The organism is Flammeovirgaceae bacterium SG7u.111, assembly GCA_034044135.1.
In the GTDB taxonomy this organism is placed as follows: domain Bacteria; phylum Bacteroidota; class Bacteroidia; order Cytophagales; family Flammeovirgaceae.
In genome coordinates this window covers 2,316,245-2,334,462 of record CP139021.1, presented here as the reverse complement: position 1 = coordinate 2,334,462, position 18,218 = coordinate 2,316,245, and the positions used below count along the sequence as shown (strand labels likewise).

At 41.0% G+C, this 18,218-nt stretch carries 8 protein-coding genes; 6 read left to right on the top strand and 2 right to left on the bottom strand.

The features are described from left to right. Positions 1–169: 169 nt before the first annotated feature. Positions 170–1,204 carry a LacI family DNA-binding transcriptional regulator gene (locus R9C00_09135; protein ID WPO37612.1) on the bottom strand — a complete coding sequence of 345 codons (1,035 nt, stop codon included), beginning with the start codon at positions 1,202–1,204 and terminating at the stop codon, positions 170–172. Positions 1,205–2,004: 800 nt separating this feature from the next. Here R9C00_09135 and R9C00_09130 point away from each other — a divergent pair. The 6 genes from R9C00_09130 to R9C00_09105 all read left to right on the top strand — a co-directional run bounded on the left by R9C00_09130 (position 2,005) and on the right by R9C00_09105 (position 14,370). Next, a complete protein-coding gene (locus tag R9C00_09130) occupies positions 2,005–2,586 on the top strand; it encodes an RNA polymerase sigma-70 factor (protein ID WPO37611.1) in 582 nt (193 codons plus the stop codon). 130 nt (positions 2,587–2,716) lie between these two features. Beyond that, positions 2,717–3,727, top strand: coding sequence for a DUF4974 domain-containing protein (locus R9C00_09125; protein ID WPO37610.1), 1,011 nt, complete (start codon positions 2,717–2,719; stop codon positions 3,725–3,727). A 179-nt stretch (positions 3,728–3,906) separates the two neighbouring features. Then, positions 3,907–7,398: a TonB-dependent receptor gene (locus R9C00_09120; protein ID WPO37609.1), complete on the top strand. Its 3,492-nt coding sequence runs from the start codon at positions 3,907–3,909 to the stop codon at positions 7,396–7,398. Between the two features lie 20 nt (positions 7,399–7,418). After that, on the top strand, positions 7,419–8,912 hold the full coding sequence (locus R9C00_09115; protein ID WPO37608.1) for a RagB/SusD family nutrient uptake outer membrane protein: 1,494 nt from the start codon (positions 7,419–7,421) through the stop codon (positions 8,910–8,912). 143 nt (positions 8,913–9,055) lie between these two features. Beyond that, entirely contained in the window at positions 9,056–11,521 is a 2,466-nt protein-coding gene (locus R9C00_09110; protein ID WPO37607.1) for a glycoside hydrolase family 31 protein, read from the top strand. A 35-nt stretch (positions 11,522–11,556) separates the two neighbouring features. Then, complete coding sequence (locus tag R9C00_09105) at positions 11,557–14,370, top strand: glycosyl hydrolase (GenBank protein WPO37606.1); 2,814 nt, start codon at positions 11,557–11,559, stop codon at positions 14,368–14,370. An 81-nt stretch (positions 14,371–14,451) separates the two neighbouring features. Here R9C00_09105 and R9C00_09100 read toward each other — a convergent pair whose 3' ends face one another. Then, the gene (locus R9C00_09100) at positions 14,452–17,628 is read right to left on the bottom strand and encodes a glycoside hydrolase family 2 TIM barrel-domain containing protein (protein ID WPO37605.1); all 3,177 of its coding nucleotides are present in this window, start codon (positions 17,626–17,628) and stop codon (positions 14,452–14,454) included. Positions 17,629–18,218 lie beyond the last annotated feature (590 nt).

Here is an 18,218-nt window from a genome sequence, read left to right as displayed (position 1 = left end):
GGTGAAGTTCTAAGCCGAATGAACACCCAAGATTATTCAAAACAATGGTGAATTCTTAGTCAAACGTTTGTGCAGAAAGTGATAAAATAAGAAAAGCAGTCGATTTACCTTGTTTTGGTAAAACAACTGCTTTTCTTCAAACTTTTCTCTTCAATTGAGAAAGGGTAAATTATTCGCCCTGAGGCTCTTCTTCTATTTTTTTGGTGGTTTGCCTCAATACCAGTTCTGTCGGCACCATTTCATCAAAAGTGTCTTCCGATTCGGGGTTGTCGATATGCCAAATCAATATTTCAGCAGCGCGCTTGCCCATGTCCTCTGCAGGTTGCGATACGGTAGAAATCTGAGGCCTAGAATAGTTTGAAATAGGTTCGTTGGCAAAGCCAATAATGCTGAGTTCATCAGGAACTTTTATGTTCAATTCTTGAGCCGTAATCAACGCATCGTAAGCTATGTAATCGCTAAAACAGAAAACCCCGTCAGGCTGGTGTTCTTTCATAAAGGCAGCCATTTGTGTTAGGTATTCATCGTGATCTTCGTTCCATGGAAACACGAGAGATTCATCTGCTGGAAGTTCGTTCCGCTTCAGTCCTTCTATGTAGCCCGTTTTTCTGGTAAAACTCGTTGATAAATTTTCTGGACCTTTGAAGTGGGCTATTTTTTTACAACCGGTTTTCACCAAATAGTCAATAGCACTTTTTGCACCGGGAAAGTCATCGGTAATCACGTAGGAAGCTTCCAAGTCTTCGCAAAGCCTATCGAAAAATACAACCGGAACCCCATTTTCAGTTATCCGCTTGTAATGGTCAAAGTCGGTAGTATGTCGGGCATACGACACCAAAAGCCCGTCTACCATCATTCCATTTAAAATTTTAGATGCTTTTACTTCCTTTTCATAATTACCATTGTGTGTGTTAATAAGAAGGTGATATCCATGCTTGGTTATTTCTTCTTCTATCCCAAACAATGTCCTCGAAAAATAATGATGAGTAAACTCAGGCAAAATCAGGCCAATGTTGTTTGATTTGTTTTTCAACAAATTAATGGCAAATGGATTAGGATTATACCCCCATCTCTCAGCAAGTTCAAACACCGCATTCCTCGTTTTGCTGCTGATCCGCTGATCACCACTAAGTGCACGAGAAATGGTAGATGGAGAAACTCCTAATTCTTCTGCTAAATCCGTTATTTTAACTCTACTGCGCAAAGGTTAGTTTTTTAGGTTGAGTTTGAATATAGTATTATTTTTTGAATTTGTTAGAACAAATAGAACTCTAAAAAGACCGCTAAAAATAGAACTAAGACTAGTGTTTTTACAAAGCCTCAAGAATATTTTTTATGAAATAGGAAGAAATTTGAAGATTCGGCTCCATTCATGAAACACATTTTTTACAACAACTTCCTCAACTAACTTAAGAACGAAATGGGGTGTATATTCATCAAAATCAAATAATTACGTAACCAGAATTATTTCATAAATTGCTATACTGAGGTAAACCCTTCTTAAAATCTATTGTGGCATTTTAGCTTTTATTTGAACAGTATTGTGTAGAGTTATGATTTAGTTTTTGATTGCACCTAATAGAATTGCATTATTCAAATGTATAGAATACAATTATAAAGAAAACCTTGGCAATACAAATTCAATTCACTATCATAGTATCTACAAATGGGAGATAGAAGGCTTGCAATTCGAGAAAAATATAGCTAATTCGGCTTACCAAGTAGCAAAGAACTTGTCTTAACTTACATAAAATAGTCAACTTAGAAAGTACAAACCGACAAAACCAAGATCAATCCAACTTAATCGGCTAAGATTTTTCCTTAGCGCCACAAACCGCGCTTATATTAAAAATGTACTTATGGTTGGCAAACAATTATCTCAAATATAAGAGCACTGATAAACAGTGTATAAAGTTTGCAATAAGAGTATGTTTGAATTTTATCTGTTTCACTTGAATTCTGAAAATTCAGACATACTCTCAATCTATTTGCTTGAGCGTAAATATGGAAAAAGAAAAAGTACTCGTCTTACAACTAAAGGCTGGTAATGAGGTTGCGTTTAAACAACTATTTGTCAAACATTACCAGAAAGTATTCTATTTTGCCTTCAATTATTTGAAGGTAAAAGAGGACGCTGAAGAAATAGTGCATGATGTTTTTGTTCAGGTTTGGAATAACAAGCATAAGTTGAACGAAGACCTCTCCTTCGAGGGATTTGTAAGAACAATTGCCAGAAACCTGATCTACAACCAATTTAAGAAGAAGGATTACCACCAACTTTACCTGAATTATATCCAAGCTCACGAAACCCATATTTGCTTCAATACGGAAGAACAAATTGAATACAATGAACTAAAACAGCTCACCCAAGAAGCTATAGAAAAGCTTTCCCCTAGAAAAAGAGAGATTTTCAATTTGAGCAGAACCGAAGGGTTAAGCCACCAAGAAATTGCCGACAGCCTAGGCATTTCCATCCGAACTGTCAAAGACCAGATGACAAAAGCTTTGAACGATATCCGCCAATATTTAACTACTCACACCCATGTGCCCCACAGCTTCATTTTGATCTTTCTGATGATTTTTTAAAAAAAAGACGAAAGCAGAGTCGTACCTCTTCCCTCCTCGATTGTATATGTATTAGATGGGGCTTCGAACCCACATGATTAACAACTAGATCACAATCACCTGCAAGTGAGCGTGAAGAATATTTAAAAATATGAAAACGGAAGAGTATCAAATATGGAAATATTTGAATAATCAGGCTACTGAAAAGGAAAGTATTGCCATTATTAAATGGATGAAAGATCCAGCTAATAAAGACGCTGTAGAAAAAATAATGGACAAGAACTGGGATACCGAACCCAGCACATCTACCATTCCTCCCATAAATAGCGAAACCACTTTTCGTAAAATAAAAGCCTCCATTAAAAAGGGTGCATCTCCATTTCAAGTTTCTTACAAAAAAACAAATTACCCTGTATGGAAATACATGGTTGCCGCCAGCCTAGCTCTATTAGTTTGGGCTGGAATCAATCTCTACCAGAAAAATCAATCTACGGAAGAGATGCAACAATCGGCTACTGTCTTTAAAGAAAAGCAGAATACGGCAGGAAGGAAATCAATTTTAACCCTACCCGACAAAACCAAGATCTGGCTCAACGCAGAAAGCACCTTAAGGTACCCCACTCAATTCTCAGATGACGAACGAGTAGTTTACCTAACCGGCGAAGCATATTTCGATGTAGCCAGAGATACCACCCGTCCGTTCAGAGTAGTAACTGGCAATATAAGTACAACCGCCTTGGGCACTTCATTTAACATAAAGGCTTTTCCACAATCACAAGCCATTGAAGTTGCACTCACAAGTGGAAAAGTCGTTGTAAACTCTTCTAATAACAAAAAGAAAACAACTAAAAACAAGGTCTTTTTAGTACCAGGAGAAAATGCTATTTACCACAAAAAAGAGGCTGAAATAGAAAAAGGGTTATTTGATGCCAATACGATAGCTTGGAAAGATGGTACCCTCTTTTTTAAGAAAGCTGACTTAGAAGAAATAACAGAAACCCTTGCCAGATGGTACGGGGTCACCTTTGAGGTGAAGCGCAAGGTAAAAATAAGCTACAACGGCTCATTCAAAAACAAAAGCCTAGAAAGGGTATTGGATGGGATTTCACTAGCCACAGGAATTAAATATACTATGGAAGATAATTTTATAACTATTTATTAACCAACCTTTTTAGCAATGATAATATGCAATACAAGTTAGGGTTTATTCGGCGAATATGGCATAAAAACCTATGCCATAAAAAAGCCTTCAAAAACGTGGAAATATTGTTTGGACGCTCTATCACCAGTTTTTAAAGGCATTGATTTTCAGTATTTTTTGTACCAAAAACAGTTAAAAATATGAAATTGAAAATACTAAGACAAATTTTACTTATGTCAAAGCTTACTTTTTTTGGCTTAATCATCCAATGCTTTCTGTCTAGCATGATGCTTGCGAAAGATGGCGTCGCTCAGAAAGTGAGTATAGAAGATGTTTATATCAGTATTGACCTCCAAAATGTATCAGTTATTGAGGCATTTAAAGCAATTGAGGCTAACACCGATTTTAAATTCAATTATGATGACTTAATAGTAAAAAGTGATAAACGAGTATCTACTTCTGCTAAGAGGGAATCGTTAGGCAATGTACTAAGAGCTATTGCCAAAGACACTGGCCTACAATTTACCCGAATAGATGGAAACATCCATGTCAGGAAACAAAAAGCTTTTACCCCGGCAATTAAGGAAGTTATAAAAACAGAGTCTGTCCTTCAACAATTGATCACGGGTACCATTACCTCCTCGGAAGATAATGAGCCTTTACCAGGCGTAAGTGTCTTGATAAAAGGCACGAGCATGGGCACGGTTACCGATATAGATGGCAAATACAAATTGAATGCGAAAGAAGGGCAAACGTTGCAATTCAGCTACATAGGATTCAAAAACCAAGAAGTGGTCGTCACCAACCAAACAGTAATAGACATTTCATTGACAGTAGACTTGGAACAACTGGAAGAGGTAGTGGTGATTGGGTATGGAACGCAGAAAAAAGCGGATATTACGGGAGCTATAGCCACTATGGACGCTGAAAATGTAACAGAACGTCCGCTCAATAAAGTGGATCAAGTGTTGGTGGGCCAGCTAGCCGGTGTACGAGTAAAACAAACCAGTGGTTTGCCCGGAGCAGGCTTTAGTATCCAAGTAAGAGGAACGGGTTCTATTTCAGCCAACAACGAACCTCTTTATGTTGTAGACGGTTTCCCATTGGAAGTTTCTCCCCAGAGCAGCAGCGGTGGTTTCGGAAATGGCAACCCGCTGAACAACTTAAATCCAAATGATATTGAATCTATCCAAGTATTGAAAGATGCAGCTTCCGCTTCTATCTATGGTTCAAGGGGTTCAAACGGTGTTGTATTGATCACCACCAAAAAGGGTAAATCTGGCAAGCCACAAATCAGCTTTAACACCTACACAGGCTGGAGCGAAACAGTAAAAAAACTGGATATTTTGAGTTCTGAAGAATGGGTAGATAGGCAATTTGAGCATATTAATTATGCTTGGGTGAACGATCATGGAGGAAGCGGAGCTACTTCGAGCCAAACTACCGAGCAAAGAAGAGCCCTTTTAGAACAAATAACGGGGCAACCAGTAGATATAAATACCAAATATATGTACGACGATAGGTGGCTCGACCCTAACCACGAAGGCTTGGACTATATTGATTACCAAGACGAGTTTTTCAGAAAAGGACAAATGCAGAGCTATCAGTTATCTGCAAATGGCGGTACTGAAGTTGTGAAATATTATATCTCTGCGGACTATCTCGACCAAGATGGTATAGCTATTGGCGTTGGATACAAAAGGTACAGTGCAAGGGCTAATATTGAGCTTACACCAAACAAAAAACTAAGGTTTGGCCTAAACTTATCCCCTTCTTACAGCATAGCGGATGATCCGGGAGTAGAGGGAAAAGATGCCATTACGCATATTGTGGTAGGCTCTTCTCCTGTTGTAGAATCTTCCGCGGGTATTTATGGTACTAACATAGGAGATAATCCTCGGTACGCTTGGGGTACTTCAAGGTCTAGCCCAGTAAAAGTAGCTCAAGAAAGAATTGGACAATCTAAGACACTCAGAAACATCAGTACCCTTTTTGGTGAATATGAAATCATCAAAGGTTTAAGGTTTAAGCAAAGTATCAACTATGATATCCATAGCAATACCCGCAAAGACTGGACACCTGCTTTCGTCACCAGAAACAGAACAGCCAGTGGCAGGTATAGAGGTTATACTCGCCAAAACTTAGTAACGGAAAGTACGCTTAGCTACAGCAAAACCATCGATAAGCATAATATTTCGGCATTAGCGGGATATTCGTATAGCACTTACAAATTCGAAAACTTCGATTTAAGAGGAACAGGTTTTGGCTCGGATGAAATAAACACGCTAAATGCAGCTACCAGTTATAGTGGTAGCACTGGCGAAAGCCAAAACGTATTAATTTCCTACTTTGGAAGAGTTCAATATGGGTACGATAGCCGTTACTTGTTCCAAGCAAGTCTTAGGAGAGACGGTTCTTCTAAATTTGGCGAAAACACCAAATGGGGTGTGTTCCCATCGGCTTCGGTAGGGTGGAGAATTTCGGAAGAAGCCTTCTTCGAAAATGTAGATTTTATATCTGACTTGAAACTGAGAGGCAGCTGGGGTATAGCAGGTAACAACGGCGTAGGCGACTACGACCAAATTGCCAGAATTGGCGCAGCTAACTACAGCTACGGAGGCACGTTGGCAAATGGCACTACTCCTGTAAACTTTGCCAACCCTAACCTTAGCTGGGAAGAGTCTGAGACGATTGACATAGGTTTCGACCTAGGCTTACTGGAAAACAGGATCTTTGCATCTTTTGATTACTACACAAAAAACAACACCAACCTATTGTTAAACATACCTGTTCCAACATCAAGTGGTTTCAATAGAGCACTTACTAACATAGGAGAGGTATTGAACAAAGGATGGGAAGTAGAACTTTCTACACGCAACTTGGTTGGCTCTTTTACATGGAGCACAAACCTTAATTTGAGCCATAATACCAACGAAGTAAAGCAACTAGGTCCTAATAACACTCCAATTTTAGGCGGAGCATATGATATCCAACATAATATCTTGGAAGTGGGCAGACCTATGTACACCATTTATGTGGTACAAGATATCGGCATCCTTACTTCAGAAGATATCGCTAACGGCTACCCATTGTATGGCAACCAAGAAGCTGGTGACCCAAAATACCTTGACAACAATGGGGACGGAAAAATTGATGCAGACGATCGCACATATTCTGGCCATCCTAACCCCGATTATGTATGGGGCATCACCAACAACTTTGGCTACAAAGGCTTTGACCTTTCTATCTTGATCCAAGGTCAGACCGGCGGTGTGATTTACTCTACGTTCGGCAGAGCAATGAACAGGACGGGTCAAGGAGGTGGAGACAACCACTTAGGCTACATTCGCGATAGGGTAAAATGGACAGAAGATGGTTCTATTACCGAAGCAGACATAGAGGGCAAGGTAAGGAAATCCCCATCTCGCTTTGGTAGAATTAAAAACACCGACTGGTTGTATGATAACGACTATTGGAGGATCAGAAACATTACATTGGGATACGATTTAGGCTCATTGTTTACCTCGAAAGTAGTGACAGGCGCAAGAGTGTATGTTACTGCAGAAAACTGGTTTGGGGGCGATAAATACTCAGGAGGTTTCAATCCAGAAGCTGTTAACAACAATGGAGACGATTACGGAGCATTCCCGCTTTCTAAATCAATGATTTTTGGTGTAAACCTTAAGTTTTAATCTAAAACCCAAGAAAGAAAATGAAAAATAAAATATTCATATATATATCACTATTGATAGGATTGTGCGCCTGTGAAAACCAGCTAAACCAAGCTCCTATTTCAGAGAACACAGCAGCAAATTTTTATAGAAATACCGATGACTTCGAGCAAGCGGTAACTGCCACTTATAACCGATTAAGAGGCTACGAGGTAAGGCAGTTTTATCTTTCAGATGTTCGTTCCGACCTTATTTATTCTCCAGGAACCGGGGTAAGGGCTTGGAATCCAGTAAATAATTTTGAGAGAACCTTGGCTACAAATGGTCTCATGGCAGAAGCTTGGGATGCTAATTACAACGGTATATTGCGAGCTAATGCCGTACTTGACCAGATAAACGAGTCACTCGTACCAGATGCCACCACCAGAAATAGAATGATAGGCGAAGCAAAGTTTTTAAGAGCCTTCTTCTACTTCGATTTGGTACGTTGGTTTGGTAAAGTGCCAGTTTTTGACCACGCCATCGCCCCGTCTGAAGCATTGGAAATACCGAGAGCACCTGTATCTGAAGTGTATGACCTCATCATGGCTGACTTGACCGATGCTGCAAGTAAACTACCAGCTTCTTACAGTATAAAAGGAAAGGCTACTTCATTTGCCGCAAAAGGCATGTTGGCAAAAGTCTATCTTACCATGTCAGGACCTACCTTTGGCATAGATGGCCCAGGAATGGCTGCAAACAAGTACAACGATGCCCTGACTTTGTTAAATGAAATAATCAATTCAGGAGAATTTAGCTGGGTAGCTGATTATACCTCCATTTTTAGCTATACTAATGAAAACAACCCTGATGTTGTATTTGACATACAAGCCATCAACGATGGTGCAACTGGTGATAGGGGAATAGGTACGATCTTGCCTACTACCATGTACGATGAAGCCTTTGGCCAAGTAGCCATGCCTTTCCCTGGTGGTGTTTCTGGCGATTCGCCCATCAGGCCTTCCAACCAGTTTATGGCATCCTTTGATGACAATGATGTAAGGCTTGATGCAACTTTCTTAATGACCTACGAAGATGCCAACGGAAACGTAGTGAATGCACCACAGTTTGCAAAATTCCTAGACTTGACACAAATCCCTGCAGATCGCTTCAACTGGGGCATCAACTTCCCAGTAATAAGATACACGGATGTATTGATGATGAAAGCCGAAGCATTGCTGCAAACAGGCGGAAGCCAAGGAGAGATTGATCAGATTGTAAACCAAGTAAGAACAAGGGCAGGCTTAGATGCTGTCTCAAATGTTGATTTGGACATGTTGCTGGCTGAAAAAGCAAAGGAGTTTGCCGGAGAAGGTTTGCGCTGGCATGACCTTGTTAGGACTGGCAAAGTGCTAGAGGTAATGAGGGCATGGGAAGCTGTTGACGACGCTTCAGGTGTCATTAATAATATCAATGAAAACGATATTATCTATGCTATTCACCAAAGCCAGTTAGATGTAAAAATTGGGCTTTACGAACAAAATGCTGGTTATTAAGAATAATATTTTCGCTCAAATTAATTGAACAGCTTGTAAGGGAGGGGAGATAAATCCTCTCCCTTTTTTTTCATATATAGTTATCCATAAAAGTACAAGAGGGCAACCCTGCGCTTTTTATAATTCGAAAATTTAAACATAAAATGAAACTCAATTTCACAATACTCACTATAGGACTACTCCTTACCCAATGTTTTTCATCACAAGCCCAAATAGGCATAGGAAACTATCAATCGAGTTTCAAACAAGAAGGAAACACCTTTTCTTTTACATACGAAAACGCAGAGGTACAATTAGAATTTTGCTCTAATGAAATACTACGCATACGAACAAGTTGGAGCAAAGAATTTGAAGCTGACGAGCCTTGGATGGTCATCAAATACGACTGGCCACCCGTAAAAGTTGAGGCTCAAGAAGAACAAAATAATTTTGCCTTTTCTACCGAAAAACTAAAAATAAGCATAGAAAAAGCACCTTTTTCTATCAGCATAGCCGACCATAATGGCAACATTCTCTCCACAGACAAAACACAAACCAGCCCAAAAGGGCATTACACCCAAGGAACAAAAGTAGTAGCCCAAAAGCGGCTTTTCCCCGACGAGCATTTTTTCGGCTTTGGAGAGAGGATGGATTTCCTTGATAGAAGAGGGAAAAAAGTTGACCTAACTGTTGGGAGAGGTATTGGTAGACCTCACATAATCGGGGCTTACAATGTGCTTGCCGCAAACTACAGCCCCATCCCATTTTTCATGAGTACCAGAGGGTATGGGATTTTCCTCCACAATTCCTACGAAACGGAGTGGGACATGGGGAGCAGCAACAATGAAAGCTTTTCGTTTGGCGCAAAAAATGGCGAGCTGGATTATTATTTTATGTACGGACCAAGCTTCAGCGACATCCTCGATCATTATACAGATATTACAGGAAAATCGCCCATGATGCCCAAGTTTGGCTACGGCTTGCAAGTAGGCACTTACAGCGGTGGAACATGGGGGCATGAAGAAATGACCTCTACCGATTATGTAGTGGCTCTTGCGCGTAAGTTCAGAGCATTGGGCATTCCCCTAGATGTATTGCACTTGGATTCTACTTGGCGAATTTTCGGGAAAAGTGGCGGCAAAGGAGCTACGACTTTTGAGTGGAGACCCACCTTCGAACATCCAAAAGCGATGTTCGATAGCCTTTATGCCATGGATTTGAACATGGTTGGGGTGCATATCAGGCCTCGATTTGACAATGGCAACACGCTCAACTTACTAGACCAAGCAAGAGAAAAAGGATTTGTCTATCCAGAAGAAGACAACCCTGGAGAGTTTGTCAATTTTTTCGACCAAAAATCAGTTGATTGGTGGTGGGAAAATGGTGCTATGAAAGTAGCATCGCTTGAGGCCATGTTCTTCAAAACGGACGAAGGAAGCGCCTTTGGAAGGAAAGCCAATGAAAGTGACAAAACTGGGCCTACAAGCCCTGAAGCTCAAAAACTTCACAACGTATTCCCAATAGCTTATGCCAAAGCTCCTTACGAAAAATTTAGTGAGCACAACGGTTTGCGAGGAATGAACATGACCCGAGAGGGCTATGCCGGCATTCAGCGCTACCCATATATTTTTGCAGGCGATTGGCCAAGTGAGTGGCAATATTTTGCCCCAGTAATAAAAGCAGGTCTGAATATTGGAGTTTCGGGCGTAAGCAATTGGGCGCACTGCATGGGTGGTTTTGAACATGATGCCGACCCCGAGCTTTACATCAGATGGTGCCAGTTTGGAATGTTCAGCCCTGTGGCACATTTGTTTGGCATGGACCATCCCGGCTACAAAGAGCCTTGGAATTATGGAGAAGAAGCATTGACTATTTTCAAGAAATTCGACCTGCTCAGGTACAGCCTTATTCCGTACATCTACAGTCATTCTTATGAAGCACACCAAACGGGAATGCCTCTTATGCGAGCACTGGTATTGGAGTACCAAGATGACATAAATGTGTATGAAATTGGAGATCAGTATATGTTTGGGGCAAATTTAATGATCTGCCCTGTGACCGAAAAAGGCGCAAAAACCAGGGTAGTGTACTTGCCCGAAGGAACTTGGTTCGATTACTGGACTGGTGAACAATACGAGGGAAAACAATACCTCAATGTACTTACCCCACTCGACCAACTTCCTATTTTCGTAAAGGGAGGAGCAATTGTTCCTATGCAAAAGCCAACTCAATTTATAGGCAAAATCCCAGCGAAGGAAATTCAAGTAGCCATCTACCCTACCGAAGGCATCACAAGTAAATTTTCCCTGTACGATGATGATGGCAGAAGTTTGGACTATAGAGAGGGAAAATTTGCTATTACCGAAATAACAAATACAATGAAAAGTGGGAAAGTAGAAATAGACATTTCTACCCCTAAAGGTGACTTCCAAATTGCTGAAAGGGGATATCAACTACAAGTACATGCGGAAAACACACCAAAAATGGTGAAGGTGAATGGAAAAGAGCTTGAAAAACTCAATGACCCTTCTACCAAAAGCAAAAGCTGGTACTATCAAGCAAACACAAAATCTATATACATTCATCTGGGAGAAAAAAATGGGAAAGCAATAGAAGTGGAAATTCAATAACCTCAGCCCATTCGATAGAGATAAAACTTATAAATATGAAAAAGAAAACAATCCACCTACAATGGATCATGATTTGGTTCTTGCTAGCGAGCTGCAATCCACAAGCACCTGAGCAACCAACTGTTACAGACTGGCCTGAAATAACGAATGAAATGAAGCCTTGGGCACGCTGGTGGTGGATGGGTAGCGCAGTGGATAGCGTCAATACATCACAGTTACTTGAAAGCTACGCAAAAGTGGGCATAGGCGGGGTAGAAATTGCCCCAATATATGGAGCGGTTGGTTTTGAAGAAAAGTACATCGACTTTCTTTCTCCTGAATGGATGGCCCAACTTGAGTTTTCTGTAAGAAAAGCAAAGGAGCTGGACATGGGGGTAGATATGACCGTGGGAACAGGTTGGCCGTTTGGTGGACCGCAAATCAGTCCGCAGGAAGCGGCAAGCAAACTCATTGTGCAACAATACCAGCTTTCTGCCGGACAGAAGCTATCAGAAAAAATAACAGTAGATGAGCCCAAACAAAAGGAGTTGGGCGTAGGTCTTTTAGCACTTATGGCCTACTCTGAAACAGGAGAAACTGTAAATATTACCGATAAAACACAGGCAGACGGCACCTTAATTTGGTCGCCCGAAAGCGGAAAATGGACACTTTATGCAGCTTTTTTGGGCAAAACCCGCCAAAAAGTAAAAAGAGCAGCTCCAGGCGGAGAAGGGTATACAATGGACCACATGTCGGCAGAAGCATTAAATACCTATTTAGCCAGATTCAACAAGGCATTTGACCACAAACCTACAGGAGTTCGTTCCTTTTTTAATGACAGCTACGAGGTCTATGGAGCAGATTTTTCTCCGAGGTTTTTTGAAGAATTCCAAACCAGAAGAGGCTACGATTTACGTCAATTTCTCCCTCTTTTGATCAGCACCGAAAAGAACGATACCATTGCCCGAATTAAGTCTGACTACCGGGAAACCATGTCGGATATGTTGCTCGAAAACTTCTCCGAGCCATGGGCAAAATGGATACACGAACAAGGGGCAATCGCCCGAAACCAAGCACATGGCTCACCAGGAAACCTGTTAGATTTGTATGCAGCCGTTGACATCCCCGAAACAGAAACGTTTGGCTCTGCTTTTTTCCCAATCCCCAATTTACCAAACTATACCGTAGACAGAAGAAACATTGAGCCTGACATGTTCATGATGAAGTTTGCCTCTTCGGCTGCAAATGTGACGGGGAAGCCTTTGGTCGCTTCGGAAACTTACACTTGGCAAGGCGAGCATTTCAAAGTTCCGCTGTCGCAATGCAAGCCTGCGGTGGAGCAACTATTTTTAGGAGGAGTGAACCATGTATTTTATCATGGAACTACTTATTCGCCCAAAGAAGCAGCCTGGCCCGGTTGGCTTTTTTATGCTTCCGTAAACATGGCTCCGTCCAATAGTTTTTGGGACCATAGCCAAGGTTTGCACGAGTACATAGCCCGTTGCCAATCGTTCTTACAAAGCAGCAAGCCTGATAACGAACTCTTAGTTTACTGGCCTGTGTACGATGTATGGCAACATTCTGAAAAACTGTTGGAGCAATTGAGCATTCACCATATTGACGAATGGATGCACCCAACTCAATTTTACAAGATGTCGGAAGACTTATACTCAAAAGGCTATTCGATGGATTTCATTTCCGACCAACTGCTAAAAAATGCTACGGTGAAAAATGGGGAAATAGCTACTGCTGAAGGGCAACATTACAAAACACTCATCTTGCCAGCTTGCGAACTCATGCCTTTGGTTACGCTGAAGCAAGCATTAGCCTTGGCGGAAAATGGAGCAACGGTTATTTTTCAAGAACTTCCTAAAGACGTTCCGGGCTTTAACCAATTAGCTGAAAGAAGGGCGGAGCTAAAAAGCATTCTCGACAAATTAGCATTTACCACAGAAACTGAGGGTATTCGGAAAATGCCAATGGGAAAAGGACAAGTATTGCTTTCTGTTAAAATGCAGCAGACCTTGGAAGATTTAAACATAGAGAGAGAAGCCTTGACCGATATTGGCCTACAGTTTATCCGAAAATCTTATGAAGGGGATAAGCTATACTATGTGGTGAACCATACGGCATCCTCTATAGATGCTTGGATTCCGCTAAATGCCCAAAGCAAAGACGTGGTTATTTTCGACCCTCAAACCTCAGAAATAGGTCTATCTTCCACCTCTATAAAAGAAGGGAAAACCTTGACTCATGTACAAATGGAGCCCGGTGCCAGCCTGATTTTACAAGCAGTAAACCAAAAGGTAAAAGAGGTTAAAAACTGGGCATATGAAGATAATACTGAGAAAGCCCTTACCCTTTCCAATGAATGGAAGGTCGAATTTACAGAAGGTGGCCCTACCCTACCCGAGCCTAAAACGCTTACCGAACTTTCTTCATGGACTGACCTTGGCGATGAAATAGCATCGAGCTTTTCAGGAAAAGCCGTTTACACCACCACTTTCGAACTTGCTGATAAAAACCAAGATGAATACATGTTGAACTTGGGCGATGTAAGAGAAAGTGCTAGAGTTTGGGTAAATGACAAGGAAGTGGGAATCCTTTGGCACGTTCCGTTTGAAGCTAAAATTGGCACGTATTTGAAGCAAGGAAGCAATACCTTAAAAATTGAAGTGGCTAACCTGATGGCAAACCGCATTATTGATTTGGACAAGAAAGGGATAGAATGGCGCAAGTACCATGAAATAAATTTTGTAGACTTGAACTATAAGCCCTTTAATGCATCTGACTGGGAATGGCAACCTTCAGGGTTACTTGGTCCCGTTACCATCACCCCGGTAAGGACTTCCAGCAACCAGGGAAACTAAAAGAGAAGTTATAAAAAAAGCAACTTGTGCTAGCGGTAAAAACTTGCACAAGTTGCTTTTAATCATGTATTTTATAGAAGCTTATTTTTTAGGAATCAGGAAGAAAGAATATTCATAGTTAGCCGGCTTAAGTAAGTATTCTTCGTGCGGGGCAGCCCGTTTCGACCAAGAGTCGTCCCCTCCTATCCCTATTTGCCCAAGGTCGATATTCACTACTGAAGCCTCCGCAGGAACTAGCTCATTGGTATGGACAGCCGTTTCTATATTCGACTGAGTGTATTCCCAAACGCTGAAATTCAACATCCCAACCCCTACTACTTCAAGCCCTTTTCCTTTAGTATTGGTCAAGCTCAACCACCTCATGCCCGTGCGGTTTCCATATTCCTGAGGCTTTATGTAAGACTTGTCCAGTTCGCTCAACCTTGATTTATAAATCCCCACTTCAGCGGCAAAACTTCTATCTGAATAGTTTTCGAAAGGTCCTTTTCCATACCACTCCACAGTAGAAAGCTTTTTATTGAACCCACCTTGCATGCCAATTCTTGGGATGATCGGGAGTTCTTGCCCTTCCACATTTAACTTGTATTCTACTTTGATCACGCCATTTCCATAAACTTTGTAATCGATGAAAAGCGAGCTTGAAACATCGGCAAGTTTCAATTCAGTTTTTACCAATGTATGGTCGGCTACTTGCTGTATGTCCAGCGAAGTTACCGTGGCGGTTTGCCCCTTTTCTTCCCAGAATTTAGATTCTTTGAAATAAGGGTTTCCTCCTGCCTTATCATTGTCAGTAGAAGGTCTCCAGAAATTTGGGGTCAAATTTTCTTGGATAAGCTCCACTCCGTTGGCACTATAGCCAGAAAGCAATCCTGAAGCTTTATCGAAAGAAACGGAGAAATTAGACCCGCTAAGATTCCAAGCATCAGCTGCTTCTTCCACGTTTATTTTCTTGTTCAAGGTTTTGGGGATGAATCCAAAAACAGTTTGAGGAACGGCAAACTGTGCTGAAAAAACCTCGTACCCAACTTTTGCCCAAGGTTTCTCAACCTTCAGTTTTCCACTGAAATCTACTAAATATTCAGCTCCTGCTTTAGTTTTAAAGTCTTTTAGCTCAACGGAAATGACCTTCTTCTCACCAGCCGGTAAAACAACAGTTGGCAGCTCGCCAGAGGCAATTTCTTTTCCATTTTCGAGGATAGCCCAAGATAATGTATAATCTTCCAAGCCAACAAAATGATGTCTATTTGATAATTGGACAGTTTTCTTGGCAAAATCAAAATCAGTGAAATAAACAGGTTGAAGGACTTTTTTCGCCTCCAACGCACCCGGCTTTGGCGTTTGGTCTGGAGCGATTATTCCATTCAGACAAAAATTATTATCATTGATTTTATCGCCAAAATCTCCACCGTATGCCCAATATTCCGTCCCGTTTTTATCCGTCTTCACCAAACCTTGGTCCATCCAATCCCATATATATCCACCAATTAGACGCTTGTCAGAATAAATCAAATCCCAGTATTCTTTGAAGTTACCCAAGGAGTTCCCCATAGCATGGGCATATTCGCACATCAGAACTGGGCGACCATCGAAGGCAGTCATTTCAGAAAGTTTTTTTAGCTCTTTAGGAGAAGGGTACATCCTGCTGTGCATGTCCACATACCACCTATCGGTTGGGTTGGCTACTTTTCCTCCTATTTCAGCAGGGTTTTTATAGTCTGGATGCGTAGGGTCACCTTGCGCACCTTCGTAGTGCAGAGGTCTAGTATCGTCATACTCTTTTATCCAAGCAGACATTGCGGCGTGGTTAGGGCCAGTTCCCGACTCGTTTCCTAACGACCACATGAAAATAGAAGGGTGGTTTTTATCCCTTTCTACCATTCTGATTGCTCGGCTAAGCATGCTATAGCTCCATTCAGGAATATTAGAAATCTCACCTCTTACTCCGTGCGTTTCAAGGTTTGCCTCGTCCATCACATATATGCCATATATGTCGCAAAGCTCGTAGAAATAAGGATCGTTAGGGTAATGAGAAGTTCTCACCGAATTGAAATTCAATTGCTTAAGCAACATCACATCCTTAAGCATATTTTCTTTGGAAACTACTTTCCCTTCGTGCTCATTGTGGTCGTGGCGGTTTACACCTTTTATTTTGATGGACTTTCCATTCACCAAAAACTCTCCATCTTTTATTTCATAAGCTCTGAACCCTACGTTTGTTGATGTAGATTGAACCAACTCGCCTTTGTCATCGAAAAGGCTCAAACGAACTTTGTAAAGATTTGGAGTTTCCGCAGTCCACTTCAAAGGATTTTCAACGTCCATTTCCATGAGGGCAAAAGGGACGTTATCGCGCTGAGGGTAAAATTCTTTGATGATTTTTTTCAAAGGAATTTCCTGAGGAGTACCTACGCCCTTGCCTTCTGTATCAAAAAGCTCTGCCTTTAGTTTCCAGTTATTGATATCCTTTCCAGAGTTGTTCACCACCTTAGGGCGAATTTGAAGCTTTGCATTTCTATACTCAGCATCAAGTTTTGTTTTCACAAAGAAGTCATTGAACCGGGCTTTTGGCAAGGCTTCGAGGTAAACCTCTCTATGGATTCCGCTCAAGCGCCAGTGGTCTTGGTCTTCCAAGTAGCTACCATCGGACCAACGATAAACTCTCACCGCCAAGGTATTTTCACCGCTTTTTACAAAACGGCTGATATCAAACTCTGCAGGCAACCTACTGCCTTGGCTGTAGCCTACAAACTCGCCATTCACCCATACATAAGCCGCCGAAGTGATCCCTCCAAAATGAAGGATAATATCTTTGTCTGACCAGTTTTCCTCGATTTTGAAACTCCTCACATAAGAACCTACAGGGTTGTCTTTGTGGTTGATAAAAGGAAGATTGTTTTCGAAAGGGTACGTTGTATTAGTATAAATAGCCGTACCGTGTCCTCTTAACTCCCAGTTGGAAGGAACATCAATATCGTCCCAAGAATCCGTATTGAAGGTGTTCTTATAAAAATCTTTGAGGGCTTCTTCTGGCGTAGCTACCCAGTTGAACTTCCAGCTCCCGTTCAAGCTTTTGAACCAAGGCGAGGACTTTTTGTCATTTTTAAGAGCCGCATCTTGGTTGTCAAAGGAATAAAAAGTTGCTCTTGCAGGAAGTTTATTGATTTCAGTAATCAACGGATTTTCCCATTCGGTAAAGGTTTGCGCAAGCAATACGGTTTGCAACAAACAAAAAAGTAATCCTAAAAATATCTTTTTCATATTGTTAAAAAATTTTGGTGCTATTATCGGTGTGTTTAATTATTCCAAAGGTTCTTTATGAGATTATTTAACACCTTAGAAAACCTAGTTTAAAAGAAGTTAGACGCTGAAGGCTAGAAGTTAGAAAAATAACCTTTTGAAGGTTTAATTTTTTCTAATCTCTTCACTTTCAGTCCTAAAATTTTCTACTGCTAGAATTATCAAGTAGATTCATAAAGATCCTTTCAAAGATGCAATACCATCTTGATTTTACCATAAATTTCTTCACAAAAAAGAGTTGAAACAGGTATAAAACCCACAAAGCTTTCCCTAAACACTCCCCATCTAATTGGCGTATGAACGACCTTCCGGAGAAGTTACTATTCCCTCTCCAGTCATATATTACTATTGGACAGTCTACTACTTTGAAAAGGTACTGCTCGCCCTTTTTTACCTGCCTTTTTTCTCCCCCTACTTATACAAAAGTCTTTACATTGCCACCTAGAACTAATGAAAACTTCACTTTAAACTCAAAAAGCGATCTCGCTGCCCCTTATTGAGGGAGCAGCATTCGATCGCTTTCTGAAGCCTAAAACAAATAAAATGAAAAA